The organism is Catellatospora aurea (assembly GCF_042663325.1).
GTDB lineage: Bacteria > Actinomycetota > Actinomycetes > Mycobacteriales > Micromonosporaceae > Catellatospora > Catellatospora aurea.
Genome location: NZ_JBHTAC010000005.1, coordinates 247,539 through 264,986 on the forward strand (window position 1 = coordinate 247,539; position 17,448 = coordinate 264,986).

Genomic DNA, 17,448 nt, shown 5'->3' on the forward strand with positions numbered 1-17,448 from the left:
ACGGCGGACCGCTCGTGTCGGCTGTGACGGGCCGTCCCGTCCGGTTCTACTGAGGCCCTGCGGCCTGTTCTTCCGGAGGCTCACCGGTGATGGCCGGGTCGATGCCTGTGCGCTCCAGGTTACCGCCGCCGCACCCCCGACCGTCCACCGGGTTTCCGGTGAGTCGCCCTACCGGGTCTCGCCCCGGTAGCGCCCGCTGACCACGGTCCAGTCCAGCGTGCCCCGCACCGAACCGGCCACCCCGTCCAGGTGGGCGTGCACCGCCGGGTCGAACTGGGCGCCGAACGACGGCACCCGGGCCCGCAGCGGGGCGAAGCCGTCCATGCGCTCCTGCCACATGTCCACCGCCTCCTGCACCGCCGCCTCGATGGACACCCGCCGCTCGTGCGAGATCGCCAGCACCAGGTTGTGCCCGCCCGCCGTCGCGATGTCCTTGTCCAGCGAGTACAGGTCGTTGAACCAGGACAGCAGGTCCGTGCCGGCCAGCCGCACCTCGCGCAGCGCCGGATGGTGGTAGATCGCGTCCGGCAGGTGGGTGTGCGTGGCCAGCTCGGTGAGCAGGTGCGAGACCTCCGCCGCGGACGCCGCCCGGCGCAGCTCGACGTACTCGTCGACGCCGGGCAGGTGGCCCGCGGCCTTGTTCTCCGCTTCGGTGAGCACGCCGTCGAGGTGCACCGCCACCGCGTCGGTGAAGCGGGCCTGCCAGGCGTCGGGCATGCGCTCGCGCAGCACGGCCCAGATCTCGGTGAGCATCAGCCGGGCCGGGCCCGCGAACACCTCGGTCGGGCGGTCGGAGCCGTGCAGCAGGGCCAGCAGCTCCGTCACGAAACGCCGCAGCCGGGGCGGCTCGGGGTGCGCCGTGCCGTCGCAGACGTCGTCCACCAGGTAGAACCAGGCGAAGATCATGGCGAGCAGGGCGAGGTCGTCCGGCCGCGCGTCGGGGAAGATCCGACCGGCATGTCCGGCGTACGCCTCGCCGGCCAGCCAGCTCTGCCCGTCGCCGTCGCTGATCAGGCCGCATTTGCGGGCCCAGCCGGTGAGGTCCTGTTCGGCGAGCGCCACGTGCGGCGACAGACGGGAGGCGAGGGGGCAGTCGACCGGGGGGATGGCGAACACGGCGGTCCTCCGTTCCGGGAGGCGGTGCACGGGGGGCAGATGGCGGCGCACGCAGCGCTGGCCATCATCACGATGGGTTCACGATCCATTACACAAGTGGCAAAGATCGATGTCAATCCCCCCGGCGTGCCACCTCAGCGCCGGTACGGCTCCCGCATCGGCTTGCGCACCGCGTCCATCGCCGCCAGGTGCGCCTCCCGGGCGACGCCGTCGATCAGGTACACCCGGGTGACGGCGTTGCCCTTCGCCCGGACCAGCCCGTTCTTCACCAGCGCCTGCACGTCCCGGATGGCCTGATCCCGGCTGAGATCCTCGTCCCCCTGGTAGGTGGCTCGCCGCAGCTCGCCCAGCGCGGCCGAGTACAACGCGGACACCGTCCGCTCCGGCAGCCCTCGCTCGGCCACCACCGCCTCCAGCGCCCGCCACAACACCACCGTGTAGTCGACCCGCGCCTGCACGGTCTGCGCCTGCTGATGATGCGCGGAAAGCACGAACCGTAGCCAGGTGTGGCAGTCGGCGTCGGGCTGGAACGTCTCACCCCGGCTCTGCAGCGCCTGGTAGTAGGCCAACGTGTTGATCTCGTGGCCCAGCCACTCCTCGATCGAGGAAAACTCGGCCGCGAGCACCCCGTCCCGGGCCAGCACCAGCGTGTGCAGGCAGCGCGCCATCCGGCCATTACCGTCGCGCCACGGGTGGATGGAGACCAGATTGAGGTGCGCCATCGCCGCCCGCACCAGCGCAGGCTGATCCAGATCCCCCGTGTTGAGCCAGTCGATGAGTTCGTCCATGAGCCCAGGGACCAGCTCAGGATCGGGCCCGGTGTAGGCCGGCCGCAACGGGTCGGAGCCAGTCACGAAGATGCCCCCGCTGCGGTAGCGACCAGGCCATTTCGACATGTTGTACTTGACGATCATGAAATGCAGCGCCGACAGCAGCGAGCGGTGGTATTCGAAGTCGGCGATGTGCGGAGCCTGCTGCACATAGGTGAGCGCGTCCCGGTAACCGCGGATCGCCAGCTGCGTGTCGTCGGCCACGTCCACCGACATGGGCTGGCCCTCGACCACGGCGCGCGCGTCGGACATGCCGATCGTGATCTTCTCGATGGTGTTCGAGCCCTGGATGGCAGCCGCCGTCAGTTGGCGGCGCAGCTGGCCGGTCCAGTGCGGGCGGGCGCGGACGTGCAGTTGCAGGTCCGCGCGCATCTGGTCGATCTCGCCCAGCACGCGCAGATCGTCGGCGTCGAGCTTCGGGGTCTGCAGCAGCATCCTTCAATGCTACTAGCCCAGTAGCACGATAGCGCTCCCGACATGTCGTACGGGCGCATCCCACACCATGATCGTTCGACTTGCCAGGCAGGTGGGCGAAAGCGGGCTCAAGATACGCACAGGTGCCAGGCAAGTCGAACGATCATGGGTCGAGGGGTCGAAGGTGTGGAGCCGCCGCCGTATCCAGGCTGGAATCCGACAGTGATCGACATGTTCGCCACCTGCGGGCCCTCAGCAGGCACGGAAGCCGCGCCGCCCTGTCTCCGCCGCTGCCTGGGTCGATGGCTGACCGTTCGGCGGTTGCGGACGCTACCAGCGGTCTAGTGACCGGAGCTGCGTGGACCGCCATCATGGCCGATGTTTGCATACGTGCTGCTGCGTGAGTACACATCGGATATCGAGAGGCACCTGACGTGTCAGACCCCGACGAGAACACCACCCCCGCCCCGACCCCGCCGCCGGCCGATGACAAGGGCGGCGACTACAAGCCGGCGCACGGCGCGGACGACAAGGACAAGAACGACAAGGACGACGACGACAAGGGCGGCCGCAAGCGCTGGCTGCTCCTGCTCCTCCTGCTGCTCCTGATCCTGCTCCTGCTGCTGTGCGGCGGCTTCGCGTACATGAAGTGGTGGCAGAAGAAGGATGTGGACCCGTCGGCGTCCCCGTCCGCGGTCGCCACCGCCACCGTCGCGCCCCCGGCCGCCAGCCCGAGCGCCGCGGCCAGCCCCAGCGCCGCCGCCAGCCCGAGCGCGGCCGCGTCGCCGACCGCCGCCCCGTCGCCGTCGCCCACCGCCGGGCCGACGCTGATCGCGGTGCCGAACGTGGTCGGCAAGAAGGCCACCGACGCCGAGAAGATCCTGGCCGACGCCGGCTTCACCAACGTGAAGTTCGTCGGCGAGGACGGCAAGGACCTGACGCTGCTCGTCAGCTGGAAGGTCGTCAAGCAGTCCGTGAAGGCCGGCAGCAAGGTCGCCGCCGACACGGAGATCATCCTCACCAACACCAGCGTCAGCAACGGCAAGGGCTGACCCTCCACAAAGGAAGGGCGCCTTCTTCGCGCCATGCGTAGAAGAAGGTGCCCTTCTTAACTCTTCACCAGCCCTGAACTGCACCGCAGCCGTCCATCAGGCGTTCGCCGCGAACCACTCGGCCCGCGGCGAACGCTCAGCCGGCTGTGTGTCCCGCAGGCCGTCGGCCGGCGCTGCCAGGCAACCGGGCGGTCACGCCGCGACCAGTGCCCGAAGCTCGCGGGCCTGGGCGACCAGGCGACTCGAACCACCTCGTTCGGCCAGCGCCGAGACCTCGGGCGGCAGGTGCGCGGCCCCACAGGCACGGCCGCACCGGACCGCGAGCGCCATCAGGTCGGCCGTGGCCGGGCGCGCCTTGTCCAGCTCGACCAGCGGCACCAGCGCCGCGACGGCTATCGCCCAGACGCCGGCGACCGCGCCCGCCTGCGCGGCCTCGTCCAGCGCCGACGCGAACCGGTTCACCTTGAGCACCCCCGCCGCGGCCAGTTCGCCCAGTTCCCGCCCGACCGCCGCCGCGTCGAGGTCCCCGGTCGCGGCCAGGCCCAGCAGTCCGTCGACGGCGGCGATCCGGTCGGCCGCCGAGCGCGCGGCGAGGCCGTACGCCAGGGCCAGGTGCACCGCCGGGCCGACCGGTCCCCCGCACTCGGCGAGGTGGGCCGGCAGCAGGCCCCCGCCGTCGAAGTCGAGGTCCGCGTTGGCGGCGAGGATCGGCAGCGCCGAGGCGGCCACCACCTCCCGGTGCGACGGCAGCGCGGCCGTCCACAACTGCGGCTCCTCGATGTCCCCGGGTGAGCTGGTGGGGCGGTCGTCCCCGACGACCGTCATAACCTCACGGACCAGCGGTCCGGCGGGGTCGGGCGGGTCGAGCGCCACCACCCGGCGGACGCTCGGCTGGTCCTGCCAGTTCCAGATCGTCCGCCTGGGGTCCGCGAGCTGCTCCCGCCGCAGTGACACAGGGTCGGGCACCGGTCCGCTGATCCACCTGGCGAAAGCGGCCCCCGCGGGCGAGCGCAGCCGCAGCGCAGCGGTGACCACCTGAGGATCGGTCTCGCGGGGCAGGCGCAGCAGGGCCTGCTCGAAGTCCAGCGGCCACGGCTGCCACCCGTCGCGCTCGGCCTGCTCCAGCCGCCGCAGCAGTTCAGCGGGCTCCAGCAGGCCGTTGGCGTGCGTCGGCGTCGCCATGAGCAGCGGCACCGGCCGGCCGACCAGCTGTGTTGCCATCTCCGCGAGCCGGGCCGCGAGGACCAGGTGCAGGCCGTTGCCGTTGCCGCGCATCTTGCGCAGCAACTGGGCCGGCGTCGCACCGTCGCCGCGGAACCGGGCGGCGAGTTGCCGCAGCCGGTCCGGCCGGGTGTCCACCACGGCCACCGCGTTCAGCACCGCGCGCAGCTGCTCGGCGAGCCTGCCCCACCAGGCCCGGTCAGCGCCCACGAGCGGCCGCACGGTACGCGCCAGCGCCTCCTGGTCGTTCACCCGCCAGTACGCGATCGCGGCCAGCACCCGCTCCACGGTCGGCACCGACCGGTCCCCCGCGAGCAGCGCCGACACCTCCTCGGCCAGCTCCGCGAGGCTGCCCAGCGGCGATCCCAGCGGTGCCGCGACGGGCACCGGCAGCGCCGCCGGCACCGGCCCGGCCGCGGGCGACGCCGGACCCGACAGCAGCGCGGCGATCTCCGCCGCGTGCTCCGGCCGACGTCGCGCCACCTGACGCAGCCACGTCGTCTGTGCTTTGACCAGCGTCTTCTCCGGCCGGGCGAGCGCGAGCTCAGCGACCTCGCGCAGGGTGTCCCAGGCCAGCACCCCGGCCTCGTCGGCGCCTCGCAACGCCTTCACCGCCATACCCGCGACCGTGGAGTTGCCGGCCTCCACCAGGCGGAGGTAGTCACCGGCCCCGGCCGCCGCCTCCGGTGCGGTCACCGCCAGCGCCTCGTGCAGCCGGGTGTACGCGCGCAGCTCCCCCGGCTTGCCCCCGCGCAGCAGCCGTGCCCGGCAGCCCTCGACGAGCAGCCGGCGCACGGCGGCGTCGCCCGCACCCAGCCGGATCAGGGCGGGCACGAACCCGCGCGCGTCCGGCGCGTACTCGTAGTCCAGCCGCGAGCCGAGCCGGTCGTGCGTGAACAGCATCGGCACCAGCGCCGCCGTGTACGGGCTGTCCCGCAGCGCGGCGTCGGCGTCGGACGCGTCCCGCATCGCGTCGATCCAGCAGGCGGTGAACGCCTCACCGGTCGGCACGGCACAGCCGCTCTCCCGGACCAGGACGTCCACCAGCCGCCAGTGGCCGAACGCGCCCCAGCTCCCCTCGAGGGGCAGCCGGTCGGCCATCAGCTGCGCGAACTCGCCGAGCCACGGCACCTGCCGCAACCGCAGCACCTCCAGCACCGGGCCGGGCTGCGCGGCCCGCAGTCCCCACCGCAGTTGGCCGCGATGCAGCACGGTCACGACCTTCTTCGCGGTGGACGCGCAGCCCAACAGCGCGACGATCCGGGCCGGGGCCCGCCGTTGCGAGGTCTGCCAGTCCTCGTCCTGCCTCGCGGCGGCGGCGAGTCCGGCGAACGCCGCGAGGCGCTGCTTCTCGCCGGCCTGGCGCACCCAGGCCACGACGGCGGCCACGTCGGCCGCGTCGACGGCCCGGTGCAGCTCCTCCGCGCTCACGCCGGCACCTCCTGCGACACCGTGATACGCACCGCGAGCTGGTGCCGGCAGGGTCCCCGGTCGCCGCGGTGCCTGGCCCACCACCGGCAGGTGCAGCCCGCCGGAGCGCCGTCGACCAGCCGGACCTGGTACACGCCCTCGGTGCCGCGTACCGCGGCGACGTCGCCGGACACGGTCACCGCCCCGGCTTCCAGCAGCGCCTTCGCCCCCGCCAGCCGCGGGTTGAGCTTCTCGGCGGCCGCGGTGCCGAACGGCATCACGCGGTGGAAGTAGGTGGCCTCGGCGACGTCGTAGCCGACGCGCCCGGCGGTGCCCAGCAGCGCGAGCCCGGACCGGACCTGCGCCGGGGTCAGGTCGGTGGCGGTGGCCAGCGCGTCGGCGTCGAGGGTGGGCGCGAGGCTGAGCAGCTCGCTGATCCGGTCGGCCGCGTCGGCGGCGTCGTCGGAGGCCAGCGCGGACAGCACCGCGCCCTCGCCGGAGAAGCCGCGGTACGGCTCGGGCGACAGCGTCAGCGACAGCCGCAGGGTCGGGGTCTCCAGCTCCCACACCGAGGCGACGGCGGCGCTGCCGGGGCGCACGGCCGGGCCGTACACCGTGAGGGCGGTGGCGTGCCGTAGCAGCCCGCGCAGCGCGCCGAGCCGGTCCGCGCCGGTCAGGCAGACGGCTCCCGGCACGGGCCGGGCGGTCAGCCGCAGGCCCTGCCCGGCGGGCACCGCCCACAGCGTGCTGCGGTCCTTGGGCAGGCGGCGCAGGAACTCGGCGGCCGCCGCTGCGTTGATCCGCACCCGTGGCTCCATGCCCGCGGTGACCGCGTGCACCTGCGCGAAACCGCGCAGCCAGCGGCCGGGCAGCGGCACCTTGCGCTCGACCACGGAGCCGTCCATGGTGGACACGGTCAGGTCCTGGGGGCCGACGGCCAGGTGCAGCGGGTCGAGGCCGCCGACGCGGGCCAGCGCGAGCTGCAGCGGCACGTTCACGTCGACGTTGGTGGTGCCGTGCTCGGGGCGCTCACCGTCCAGACCTGACGGCAGCACGTCCATCCGGGCGTACACCCCGCAGCAGCCGCTGAACGACTCGAACCGCAACATGTCCTCGCTGCCGGTGACCACCGGGTCGAGGCTGACCCAGTCGGTGCGCTGGAAGTAGCGGGCGCGGGCGACCTCGGCGACGGCGAGCAGGCCGACCGCGACGGTCTGCGGGGTGGTCATGAACCCGTCGAAGAACCGGGGGTGCGCGCCGCACCCGCCGGACGTCTGCAACGCGAGACCCTCCGCGGTCAGCGCGGAGGGCCCCGGATACGAGTAGGTGGCTACCGACATGGCGGCCACCGTAGGGACGGGCTACGACAGTTCGGGGAACCAGAGCTTGATCTCGCGCTCGGCGGACTCGGCCGAGTCGGAGGCGTGCACCAGGTTCTCGCGGTTGGACAGCGAGAAGTCGCCGCGGATGGTGCCCGCGGCCGCGGCCCGGCCGTCGGTCGCGCCGACCAGCAGGCGGATCACCGCGATGGCCTCGTCGCCGGACACGATCGCGGCGACCAGCGGGCCGGCGGTCATGTAGGCCTTGAGCGGCGGGTAGAACGCCTTCTCGACGTGCTCGGCGTAGTGCGCGTCGGCGAGGTCGGAGTCCATCGTGCGCAGCATGAGCGCGTCGAGGGTCAGCCCCTTGCGCTCGAAACGCGAGATGATCTCCCCGACCAGGCCGCGGCGCACCGCGTCCGGCTTGATCAGCACGAGCGAACGTTCCGCCACGAACTTCCTCCTTGAAGGCGACACATGTCCCCACCTGCGGCAACACGAGGTGGGCTCATCAGCCTACCGAACTGCACTTTCCTCGATCGACGGACCCGCCTAAGGTCATGGATTGAAGACACAGCGTTGCGGGGAGGCGGCGCGCTGTGGTCGTGCACACAGCGCTCGGGGAGGCACGCGTTGGCACGGTTAGGGCGCAAACCGGTCCGGCCCGGGCGGGTGACCACCGCCGTGTGCCTCGGCGCGCTGGGCCTGTTCGTCATCTCGATGTCCGCGGGTCTGGGCAGCTGGCCGCTGGGGGCGGTCGGCGCGGCGATGGTCGTCGTCGCCGTGGCCCTGCTCACCACCGCGTCGATGCTCGGCGCCGACAAGGCGTACGTGGCCGGCACCGTGCACGTGGTGAAGGCCTCCGAGCCGCCGCTGAGCGCCGAGTTCGGCCGCTGCGAGATGCAGGTGCTGGTGGACGCGCCCGGCCACCCCGGCCAGACCGTCATCATGAACGACCCGCGGGTCCCGGTGCTGAAGTGGCCGGACGCGGGCGACACGCTGCCCGCCCTGGTCGCCGTCGCGGACGCGCGCCGCATCAAGATCCAGTGGGAGAAGGTCGGCACCCACGGCGAGCGCTACGAGCAGGCGTTCGACCACGGCGACGACGAGTTCTACCACGACCCGGGCGACGACTACGACGATCCGCACTTCGACGACCCGCACCACGACGACGACCTCGGCCACTACGGCGACCCGGGTCACGACGACCACCGCGGGTCCGACGACACCTACGCCGGCTTCCGCGACGACGACCCGATCGACCTCGACGCGGTGCCCGCCGCGGATCCGCTGCCCCGCCGCCAGCCGAGCCCGCACCGCCGCGCGCCCGCGCCACGCGAGGAGCCCGCGCCGGTCGCCGTCCTGGAGGGCGAGCTGTACAGCGGCGACGTGCCCGGACCCCGCACGCCGATGGACCAGGAGTCGCCGGACTTCGCCTCCGTCGACGTGATCGACTTCGCGGACGTGCCGGAACCGGCCGCACCCGCGATCTCGGACACCCTCACCGGCCCTGTGGCGCTACCGCCCCCGGCCGGAGCCGGCATCGACGACCTGCTCGTCGCGTCACCGCACGCCCGCCCCGCCTCCGCCGGGTCGATCCAGGGCATCGGCATCACACTGCTGGTCACCGACCTGGACCGGTCCCGTGTCTTCTACCACGACCTGCTCGGCTTCTACGAGATCGACGGCGGGCCCGGCAACCTGGTGCTCGCCTCCGGCGACACTCGGCTGGTGCTGCGCACGACTCCCGAGCTGACCCCGGTCAACCGCCGCCACGTGCACCTCAACCTGGAGGTCGGCGACATCGACGCGGTCTACCGGGAGCTGAGGGTGCGCGGGGTCAAGTTCACCTACGCCCCGCGGGTCGTCAACCACGGCGAGCGCCTCGAACTGTGGGCGGCCTCGTTCAAGGACCCCGACGGCCACGGCATCGCGGTCATCGAGTGGAAGGCCCGCGCCTAGCGGGCCACGGTCCGGCGCACGTACAGCACGTACGCCCAGGTGAGCCCGAACACGACGCCGACCACCGCGAACGCCCAGTGCAGGAAGCCCAGCAGCAGCAGGGCCACCTGGAACACCGAGACCAGGTGCCAACCCCACGGGAAGCGCAGGGTGGCGGTCAGCGCCATCGCCACCACGACGGCGACCAGCGCCACGGTCACCGCGGCCATGCTGCCGCCCGGCGGGCGCAGCACCCAGATCGGCATCAGCGCGAGCAGCAGCACCAGCGCCTCCAGCACCAGCGTGCCCGCGCCCAGGCCGCGCACGGCCTTCGTCGGGTTGCGCAGGCCGCTGGGCTTGCCGCCCAGGCTCAGCTGCATGTCCCGCTCGCGGGCCTCGCCCGGCTTGTGCCCGGCCGGGCCCTCCGGTGTCGAGCCCGCCGGGGCCTCACCCGGGTGGCTGTGCTCGGTCATCCGCGCTCCCCGTGCTGCTCACTCATCGCTGAAACAGCTTACGGGCGTCGGCGACGGTGACGACGGAGCCGGTGATCAGCACGCCGACGCCGCTGATGCCGGCGTCGATGTCCGCCTCGGCCAGGGTCACCGCGGCCTCGATCGCGTCGGGCAGCTCGGCGTGCACGTGCACCCGGTCCTCCCCGAAGATCTCGTACGCGATCTCCGCCAGCTCCTCGGCGGGCAGCGCCCGCGGTGAGGAGTTGCGGGCGCACACCAGCTCGTCGACGACCGGCTCCAGCAGCTCCAGCACACCCTCGGCGTCCTTGTCGCCGAGCATGGCGACCACCGCCACCAGCCGGCGGAACGAGAACTCCTCGGTCAGCGCCGCGACCGTGGCGGCCATGCCGTGCGGGTTGTGCGCCGCGTCGACCAGCACCGTCGGCGCGTTGCGCACCCGCTCCAGCCGGCCCGGCGACGAGCTGGACGCGAAGCCCTCGCGGACCAGCTCCACCTCCAGCTGCCGGTCCTTGCCCGCGCCCAGGAACGCCTCGACCGCGGCGAGCGCCAGGGCGGCGTTCTGCGCCTGGTGCGCGCCGTGCAGCGGCAGGAAGATCTCGTCGTACACCCCGCCCAGGCCCTGCAGCGTCAGCACCTGCCCGCCGAGCGCGAGATTGCGCTCGATGACGCCGAACTCGCGGCCCTCCCGCGCGACGGTCGCGCCGACCTCGGCGCAGCGCTCCAGGATCGGCTCCATCGCCTCCTCCGGCTGCAGCGCGCAGATCAGCGTGGCGCCCTCGTGCACGATGCCCGACTTGGCCAGCGCGATGTCGGCGATCGTGTCGCCGAGCCACTCGGTGTGGTCCAGCCCGATCGGCGTGATCACGGCGACGCCGGCCTGGATCACGTTGGTCGCGTCCTCCGCGCCGCCGAGGCCGACCTCGACCACGGCCACGTCCACCGGCGCGTCGGCGAACGTCGCGAACGCCAGCGCGGTGGTCATGTCGAAGTAGGTCAGCGGCTCGTCGCTGCGCGCGTCGATCAGCTCGGCCAGCGGGCCGACCTCGGCGTACACCGCGGCGAAGCGCTCCTCGTCGACCGGCTGCCCGTCCAGGCTGATCCGCTCCCGGACCGTCTCCAGGTGCGGGCTGGTGTACCGGCCGGTGTGCAGCCCGTGCGCGCGCAGCAGGCTGTCGATCATGCGGGCGGTGGAGGTCTTGCCGTTGGTGCCGGTCAGATGGATCGACGGGTACGCCCGCTGCGGGCTGCCGAGCACGTCCAGCAGGTCCTCGATGCGGCCGAGGTCGAAGACCATGCGGGTGAAGCCGCGCCGGTCCAGCGCGGCCTCCACCTCGGCGTACGACATGTCCTGTCCGTCTTGAGCGGAAGAGCTCACGAATGTCACCCTAGCTGTGCGAGCGCCGCGTCGATGCGGGTCACGTCGGCTTGTGCCGTGGCGAGCCGCTCGCGCAGCTTCGCCACCACCTGCTCCGGCGCCTTGGCCAAGAAACCCTCGTTGCCCAGCTTCGCCGTGGCCTGCGAGATCTCCTTCTCCGCGGCGGCCCGGTCCTTGGTCAGGCGGGCCCGCTCGGCGGCCACGTCGATGCTGCCCCGGGTGTCCAGCGACACCGTCACACCACCCGCGACCGCGACCGTGCCGGTGGCCGTGAAGCCGTCACCGGGCACGTCCAGGCGGGCCAGGAAGCGCATCAGCGGCTCGTGTGCGGCGATGCCGGCCGCGGCCAGCCCGTCGAGCTGCGCGGCCACCCGCTGACCCGGCTTGAGGCCCTGGTCGGCGCGGAAGCGGCGCACCTCGGTGACGACCCGCTGCAGCGTCTCCAGCTCGGCCTCGGCCGCGTCGTCGATCAGTGCCGGGTTCGCCGCCGGCCAGGACGCGACCATGACCGAGGCGTCGCCCTCGACCTTGTTCAGGGCGCACCACAGCTCGTCGGTGACGAACGGGATGACCGGGTGCAGCAGGCGCAGCAGCTGGTCGAGCACGTGCCCGAGGACCCGGCGGGTGCGCTCGGCCGCGGCGGCGTCGTCGCCGGTCAGCACCGGCTTGGCCAGCTCCACGTACCAGTCGCAGACGTCGTCCCAGGCGAAGTGGAACAGGCTGTCGCAGACCTTCGCGAACTCGTAGTTCTCGAAGTACTCGTCGACCTCGGTGATGGTGTGCTGCAGCCGGGACAGGATCCAGCGGTCGATCGTCGACAGCTCGGTGGGCAGCTCGCCGTCGGTGTGCGCGCCGTTGATCAGGGCGAACCGGGTGGCGTTCCAGAGCTTGTTGCAGAAGTTGCGCGAGCCCTGGCACCACTCCTCGCTGACCGGCACGTCCGAGCCCGGGTTCGCGCCGCGGGCCAGGGTGAACCGGGTCGCGTCGGCGCCGAAGCGCTCGATCCAGTCCAGCGGGTCGACGACGTTGCCGAACGACTTGGACATCTTCTTGCCGTACTGGTCACGGACCATGCCGTGCAGCGCCACGACGTCGAACGGCTGCTTCCCGTCCATCGCGTAGAGCCCGAACATCATCATCCGGGCGACCCAGAAGAACAGGATGTCGTAGCCGGTGACCAGCACGCTGGTCGGGTAGAACTTGGCCAGGTCGGCGGTCTGCTCGGGCCAGCCCAGCGTGGAGAACGGCCACAGCGCCGAGGAGAACCACGTGTCGAGCACGTCCTCGTCCTGACGCCAGCCGTCACCGCTGGGCACCTCGTCGTCGGGACCGACGCAGACGACCTCGCCGTCCGGGCCGTACCAGACCGGGATGCGGTGGCCCCACCACAGCTGGCGCGAGATGCACCAGTCGTGCATGTTGTCCACCCAGGCGAAGTAGCGCTTCGACAGCTCCGCGGGCTCGATCTTGGTGCGGCCGTCGCGCACCGCGTCCCCGGCCGCCTTGGCCAGCGGGCCGGTGTTGACGAACCACTGCAGCGACAGCCGCGGCTCGACCGTCGTCTTGCAGCGCGAGCAGTGCCCCACCGCGTGCACGTACGGGCGCTTCTCCGCCACGATCCGGCCCTGCTCGCGCAGCGCGGCGACCACGGCCGGGCGGGCCTCGTACCGGTCCAGGCCCAGGAACGGCCCGTGCACCGTGATGATCGCCCGCTCGTCCATCATCGTGATCGAGGGCAGGTGGTGCCGCTGGCCGATCTCGAAGTCGTTCGGGTCGTGCGCCGGGGTCACCTTCACGCAGCCGGTGCCGAACGCCGGGTCGACGTGCGCGTCGCCGACGATCGGGATGCGCCGCCCGGTCAGCGGCAGCTCCACCTCGGTGCCGATGAGGTGCTTGTAGCGCTCGTCGTCGGGGTGCACGGCCACCGCGGTGTCGCCGAGCATCGTCTCGGCCCGGGTGGTGGCGACCACGATCTCGTCGCTGTACCGGATGGAGACCAGCTCGCCCTCGTCGTCGCTGTGCTCCACCTCGATGTCGCTCAGCGCGGTCAGGCAGCGCGGGCACCAGTTGATGATGCGCTCGGCGCGGTAGATCAGGTCGTCGTCGTACAGCTTCTTGAAGATGGTCTGCACGGCCCGCGACAGGCCCTCGTCCATGGTGAAGCGCTCACGCGACCAGTCCACGGAGTCGCCGAGGCGGCGCATCTGCCCGAGGATCGCGCCACCGGACTCGGCCTTCCACTGCCACACCCGCTCGACGAACGTCTCGCGGCCCAGGTCGTGACGCGACAGACCCTCTGCGGCGAGCTTGCGCTCCACCACGTTCTGGGTGGCGATGCCCGCGTGGTCCATGCCCGGCAGCCACAACGCCTCGAAGCCCTGCATACGCTTGCGGCGGATCAGCGAGTCCTGAATGGTGTGATCGAGCGCGTGGCCCACGTGCAGCGAACCCGTCACGTTCGGCGGCGGGATCACGATGGCGAACGGCGGCTTGTCGCTCTTCGCGTCGGCGTCGAAGTGACCGGCGGCTACCCACTGCTCGTACCGCCGCTGCTCTACCTCGCCGGGCTGGTACGCGGCGGCAAGCTCGGACGAGGACGGGGCGCGCGGCTCGCGCGGCTGCTGGCTGTGTTCGGTCACCCGCCGATTCTACGCAGGGCACATGCGCGTCATTCAGCCGCTGCCGGTTGGGTCCACCGCTGGCAGGCTGCGGCTTGCTAGGCTCCGCGAGTCGGCGGAAGGTGGGCACATGTCAGAGCAGGACGCGAAGGTACGCCAGGAATCGGCGGCGCCGGAAGCGGTGGAGATCCCGCAGTACGCCCGGCCGGCTGTGCGCCTGGTGCCCGGCCCCGACCCGGTCGAGCCCGAGGACGAGCCCGCCGCGCACAGCAAGCGCCGACGCTGGACCCTCACCGCCATGGCCGTGCTCGGCGCGGGCGCGGTCGCCGCGGCGTTCACGCTCGGCCCCACGCTGATCCGGATCACCCAGCAGAACGACGCGAAGCTCACCATGCCCGAGAAGATCGGCACGATGGTCCGCGACGACAGCCCCGCCGCCAAGGACACCGCCGGCTACCTGCTGACGGCACTCGCCGCCGGCATCGAACTCGACGCGACGGCGACCGGCATCTACACCGACCCGGCCGAGGGCGCGGCCAAGAGCGTCATGGTCTTCGGCGGCACCACCACCATGTTCAGCCCCGAACGCGAACTCGACACGGTGCTCAAACTCATGGAGGACGAGACCGGCGGCGTCACCGGCCTCACCGACTACGACCCCGGCGACCTGGGCGGCGTCCTCAAGTGCGGCGCCACCGACGCCCCCGACGGCATCATGGCCGTCTGCGGCTGGGCCGACCACGGCAGCCTCGCCCTGGCCCTCTTCCCCGGCCGCACCCCCACCGAAGCCGCCCCCCTCATGACCACCATCCGCACCACCACCCTCACCCGCCCCTGACCCCCTCCTCCGCGTTGATCATGAACTTATGGGCGTGTTCGACGGTGTGTCGCTGCCCTAACTTCATGATCGATTGCGCGCGGCGGTCGCCCTGCCGGGCCACCCGAATCGGGTAGCCCGGCAAGGCGCGGGTCAGCCGAGGCGGTCGGTGCGGCCGGTTTCGAGGATCAGCTCGTAGGCGTTCATGCGTACCGGGCCGAGGGTCAGCAGCTCCGAGGCGAGCAGCTCACCCGTGCGGGGGTGGAAGATCAGCAGGTGCTGCTGCCCGTGCTCGCGGTCGTCGAACGTGACCGCCAGCCCGGCGCGGCCCGCCCGGTCGGTCACCTCGCCACGCCACCGGAAGCCCGGCACGTCGGCGAGGACGCGCAGGACCTCCGCGCGGATCGCCCGCGGTACGGCGTACCGGCCGAAGATCTTGCTGGTCTCCTTGCCGACGGCAGCCGCGCCCAGCTCGGTCTTGAGCATCCTGGCCAGCTCCCGCCGGGTCGAGGGCAGCGCCGCCGGCTCGAACGGCGGCAGCGGGATCGCGTCGGCCGAGGCCGTCGCAGAGACCGGCTGGCGGCTCGCCCAGTGGTCACGCGATGCCTGGTCCGGATACTCCGGCACGCCCATGACGGTGGTCTGCCGTCCCGGCTCGCCGGGAGTCCACCAGACCTTCGTCTCCTGGGAGAAGGCGACCGAGAACCGGCCGTCGGGCGATGTCATCACCGGATCACCCCACACCTGCTTGCGATGGTAGGTGTACCTGCCCGCGCTGCTCTCGTACGCGGCGTCGACCAGCCCGTCGGCCAGCGCTCGCAGCCGGGGCCCGGCCGCCTCGTCCGTGCCCGGCTGGTACGCCACCGGCACGAGCACCCGGCCCGCCGCTGTGCCAGGCGGATCAGCGGGACCACGCTCCACGTCGACGAGCACACCCGATGCCCCGATCACCGCCACGGCACCGGCCGCGAGCGTGACCGCCCCGGTCGCGAGAACCATCCGCCGCGGCAGTCGGGCATCGCGGCGCACGCCTCTCCGCGGCGTATTCGGCTCGGCTGTCGCCTCGGCCCAGGCGATCAGCTCGGCGGCCGAGAGCCGGGGCGGTTCCGGGGGCATGCGGCGTGCCGGGTCGGCAGGGCCGAGCAGGGTACGGGTCCGCCGTGCTCCAAACATCTCAGGTCCTTTCACGATCGGGCCAGCTTGCGAAGCGGCACGGACGGGGTGAGTGGGGCAGACATGGCAGCGGTGAGCCGTCCGCGGGCACGGTGCAGCCGCACCGCCGCGGTCGTACGGCTGCAGCCGAGCACCTGCGCGGCCTCGGCGACCGTCAGCTCCTCCCAGCCGATCAGGCGGAGGATCTCCTGGTCCAGGTCGGACAGCGAACGCATGGCGGCCCTGACGTCGGCCACCCCCAGCGTCGCGTCGGCGCCCGCCGAGCCCGGCACCCGCAGGGCGTCCGCCTCGGCGATCGGCACCTGGCGCCCGGCGGACCGGCCAGCTCGCCAGTAATTGGCCAGCAGCCGTCGAGACACCCCGTACAACCAGGGCAGGCAGTGTTCGGGCACCTCGTCGCGCCGACGCCAGGCAACCGCGAACACCTCCTGCGCGAGTTCGGCGGGTCCGTCCTCGTCGGCCAGGCGACGCCTGCCGTACCGGAGGATCTGCTGGTAGTGCTCGTCATAGATCTTGGTGAACCAGCCTTCGTCGCGGCCGGGCGGCGGGCCCATACGAACTCCCTACTGCGATGGCGATTGTCACCCTGTTCTGTGTCGGCGGCGGCTCGACGATTACCGGTGAGATCTCGAACGGCGCGATCACGGGGACGGCGGCGCCCTCGGTCGGCGGGACACCAGCGGTGATCGGGATCGGATAGCGTCGCGGACGTGGTGCACACCCATGATGTGACGGTCGAGGGAACGCGGCTCACGAAGCGCTACGTCTCCTGGGAACGGGATGAGCACCTGCGCGAGTGGACGGCACTCCGGCTGGCGCATCGGCATGAACCCGACCTGGTGCCGGAGCCCCTGCACGCCGACCTCACCGCAGACCCGCCCACGGTGACCATGTCACTGCTGCCCGGGGAGCCGCTCTCCGGCGGACTGAGCACCGCCCAGTCGCTCGCGCTCGGCGTGGCCCTCACCCGGCTGTGGCGTATCCCGCACGGCGAACTGGCCGCGGCCTGGCCGTGGTCGGACGACCTCGGTTTCGCGCGGCGGCTGACCGAGGGGCCGCGACCCGACGACGTCGTCGCCGCTGCGGCTTACGACGCTGCCATGTCCTGGTGGGACGGCCCCGATCCGGACCTGCTGAGCCGACCGCCGGCCGCGACGGTCATCGGGCACCGTGATCCGCACCTGCCGAACTATCTCTGGGACGGCGAACGGGTGCGTATCGTCGACTTCGAGGATGCCGCGGTCTCCGATCGCGCGATGGAACTGGCGATCCTGTCCGAGCATCTGTCCCTGCGCACGACGGATATCGAGGCGTTCTGCGCACGATTCGACGTGGACCGCACTCGCCTGCGCGCGGGCCGCCGGCTGTGGGCGATGTTCTGGCTTCGGCTGGTGCTGACCGAGGGGCGGAACGCCCACCGCAACCCGCCGGGCACGGTCGAGGCTCAGGCCACACGTCTCCTGGAGTTACTACGCCCCTGATCCTGGATACGGAAAAGGGCCCCGTGGCAGGGGCCCGAATAGACGCGGCGTTGACAAGGTGCCCTTGCCTGACGGATAGGTTGTGAAGGTGCCCTTCCTTGCCCTTAAACGCGTCAAGGCCCGACCATGAATGGTCGGGCCTTGAACAGCGATGTTTGTCCGGCGGTGTCCTACTCTCCCACAACGTCCCCGTTGCAGTACCATCGGC

15 protein-coding genes are annotated in these 17,448 nt (G+C 72.1%); 5 read left to right on the top strand and 10 right to left on the bottom strand.

Annotated features, from left to right (window positions below):
* Window positions 1-168 precede the first annotated feature (168 nt).
* Together ACFQO7_RS07675 and ACFQO7_RS07680 are read right to left on the bottom strand one after the other, a co-directional pair.
* Entirely contained in the window at window positions 169-1,116 is a 948-nt protein-coding gene (locus ACFQO7_RS07675; protein ID WP_376805752.1) for a terpene synthase family protein, read from the bottom strand.
* A gap of 134 nt (window positions 1,117-1,250) precedes the next feature.
* Entirely contained in the window at window positions 1,251-2,381 is a 1,131-nt protein-coding gene (locus ACFQO7_RS07680) for a Fic family protein (protein WP_376805753.1), read from the bottom strand.
* Between the two features lie 413 nt (window positions 2,382-2,794).
* On the opposite strand from ACFQO7_RS07680, the gene ACFQO7_RS07685 reads away from it, so the two are divergent.
* The gene (locus tag ACFQO7_RS07685; RefSeq protein ID WP_376805754.1) at window positions 2,795-3,412 is read left to right on the top strand and encodes a PASTA domain-containing protein; all 618 of its coding nucleotides are present in this window, start codon (window positions 2,795-2,797) and stop codon (window positions 3,410-3,412) included.
* Window positions 3,413-3,604: 192 nt separating this feature from the next.
* Here the strand turns inward: ACFQO7_RS07685 and ACFQO7_RS07690 are convergent, their stop codons facing one another.
* The 3 genes from ACFQO7_RS07690 to ndk are packed head-to-tail and all read right to left on the bottom strand — an operon-like array spanning window position 3,605 to window position 7,815.
* Window positions 3,605-6,064: a DUF7824 domain-containing protein gene (locus tag ACFQO7_RS07690; RefSeq protein ID WP_376805755.1), complete on the bottom strand. Its 2,460-nt coding sequence runs from the start codon at window positions 6,062-6,064 to the stop codon at window positions 3,605-3,607.
* Window positions 6,061-7,383: an SWIM zinc finger family protein gene (locus tag ACFQO7_RS07695; RefSeq protein ID WP_376805756.1), complete on the bottom strand. Its 1,323-nt coding sequence runs from the start codon at window positions 7,381-7,383 to the stop codon at window positions 6,061-6,063. The genes ACFQO7_RS07690 and ACFQO7_RS07695 overlap by 4 nt, the downstream gene beginning before the upstream one ends.
* A gap of 21 nt (window positions 7,384-7,404) precedes the next feature.
* Window positions 7,405-7,815: a nucleoside-diphosphate kinase gene (ndk, locus tag ACFQO7_RS07700; protein ID WP_376805757.1), complete on the bottom strand. Its 411-nt coding sequence runs from the start codon at window positions 7,813-7,815 to the stop codon at window positions 7,405-7,407.
* A 180-nt stretch (window positions 7,816-7,995) separates the two neighbouring features.
* On the opposite strand from ndk, the gene ACFQO7_RS07705 reads away from it, so the two are divergent.
* The gene (locus tag ACFQO7_RS07705; RefSeq protein ID WP_376805758.1) at window positions 7,996-9,324 is read left to right on the top strand and encodes a VOC family protein; all 1,329 of its coding nucleotides are present in this window, start codon (window positions 7,996-7,998) and stop codon (window positions 9,322-9,324) included.
* Here ACFQO7_RS07705 and ACFQO7_RS07710 read toward each other — a convergent pair.
* From ACFQO7_RS07710 to ACFQO7_RS07720, 3 genes are read right to left on the bottom strand one after another with little or no spacing between them, the layout of a single operon-like run.
* On the bottom strand, window positions 9,321-9,776 hold the full coding sequence (locus ACFQO7_RS07710; RefSeq protein WP_376805759.1) for a DUF4233 domain-containing protein: 456 nt from the start codon (window positions 9,774-9,776) through the stop codon (window positions 9,321-9,323). The two genes, ACFQO7_RS07705 and ACFQO7_RS07710, sit on opposite strands and share 4 nt — an antisense overlap.
* 22 nt (window positions 9,777-9,798) lie before the next feature.
* Window positions 9,799-11,121 (bottom strand): bifunctional folylpolyglutamate synthase/dihydrofolate synthase, encoded by a 1,323-nt coding sequence (locus ACFQO7_RS07715; RefSeq protein WP_376805774.1) that lies wholly within the window; start codon window positions 11,119-11,121, stop codon window positions 9,799-9,801.
* A gap of 35 nt (window positions 11,122-11,156) precedes the next feature.
* Window positions 11,157-13,790 (bottom strand): valine--tRNA ligase, encoded by a 2,634-nt coding sequence (locus ACFQO7_RS07720; RefSeq protein ID WP_376805760.1) that lies wholly within the window; start codon window positions 13,788-13,790, stop codon window positions 11,157-11,159.
* Window positions 13,791-13,899: 109 nt separating this feature from the next.
* Here ACFQO7_RS07720 and ACFQO7_RS07725 point away from each other — a divergent pair, with 109 nt between their 5' ends.
* Window positions 13,900-14,607: a hypothetical protein gene (locus tag ACFQO7_RS07725; RefSeq protein WP_376805761.1), complete on the top strand. Its 708-nt coding sequence runs from the start codon at window positions 13,900-13,902 to the stop codon at window positions 14,605-14,607.
* A 132-nt stretch (window positions 14,608-14,739) separates the two neighbouring features.
* Here the strand turns inward: ACFQO7_RS07725 and ACFQO7_RS07730 are convergent, their stop codons facing one another.
* Both ACFQO7_RS07730 and ACFQO7_RS07735 read right to left on the bottom strand, forming a co-directional pair.
* The gene (locus ACFQO7_RS07730; protein WP_376805762.1) at window positions 14,740-15,759 is read right to left on the bottom strand and encodes a CU044_5270 family protein; all 1,020 of its coding nucleotides are present in this window, start codon (window positions 15,757-15,759) and stop codon (window positions 14,740-14,742) included.
* A gap of 11 nt (window positions 15,760-15,770) precedes the next feature.
* A complete protein-coding gene (locus ACFQO7_RS07735; RefSeq protein WP_376805763.1) occupies window positions 15,771-16,313 on the bottom strand; it encodes an RNA polymerase sigma factor in 543 nt (180 codons plus the stop codon).
* Window positions 16,314-16,330: 17 nt separating this feature from the next.
* Between ACFQO7_RS07735 and ACFQO7_RS07740 the strand changes: the two genes are divergently transcribed.
* Window positions 16,331-16,459 (top strand): hypothetical protein, encoded by a 129-nt coding sequence (locus ACFQO7_RS07740; protein ID WP_376805764.1) that lies wholly within the window; start codon window positions 16,331-16,333, stop codon window positions 16,457-16,459.
* 10 nt (window positions 16,460-16,469) lie between these two features.
* Window positions 16,470-17,240, top strand: a complete 771-nt coding sequence (locus ACFQO7_RS07745; RefSeq protein WP_376805765.1) for a phosphotransferase — start codon at window positions 16,470-16,472, stop codon at window positions 17,238-17,240.
* Window positions 17,241-17,448 lie beyond the last annotated feature (208 nt).

Excerpts from the sequence above, each read along its gene's own strand:
- ACFQO7_RS07695 (WP_376805756.1), bottom strand. The coding sequence starts at position 7,383 with ATGTCGGTAGCCACCTACTCGTATCCGGGGCCCTCCGCGCTGACCGCG.
- ACFQO7_RS07710 (WP_376805759.1), bottom strand. The coding sequence starts at position 9,776 with ATGACCGAGCACAGCCACCCGGGTGAGGCCCCGGCGGGCTCGACACCG.
- ACFQO7_RS07680 (WP_376805753.1), bottom strand. The coding sequence starts at position 2,381 with ATGCTGCTGCAGACCCCGAAGCTCGACGCCGACGATCTGCGCGTGCTG.
- ACFQO7_RS07715 (WP_376805774.1), bottom strand. The coding sequence starts at position 11,121 with ATGTCGTACGCCGAGGTGGAGGCCGCGCTGGACCGGCGCGGCTTCACC.
- ACFQO7_RS07725 (WP_376805761.1), top strand. The coding sequence starts at position 13,900 with ATGTCAGAGCAGGACGCGAAGGTACGCCAGGAATCGGCGGCGCCGGAA.
- ACFQO7_RS07740 (WP_376805764.1), top strand. The coding sequence starts at position 16,331 with ATGGCGATTGTCACCCTGTTCTGTGTCGGCGGCGGCTCGACGATTACC.
- ACFQO7_RS07730 (WP_376805762.1), bottom strand. The coding sequence starts at position 15,759 with ATGTTTGGAGCACGGCGGACCCGTACCCTGCTCGGCCCTGCCGACCCG.
- ACFQO7_RS07735 (WP_376805763.1), bottom strand. The coding sequence starts at position 16,313 with ATGGGCCCGCCGCCCGGCCGCGACGAAGGCTGGTTCACCAAGATCTAT.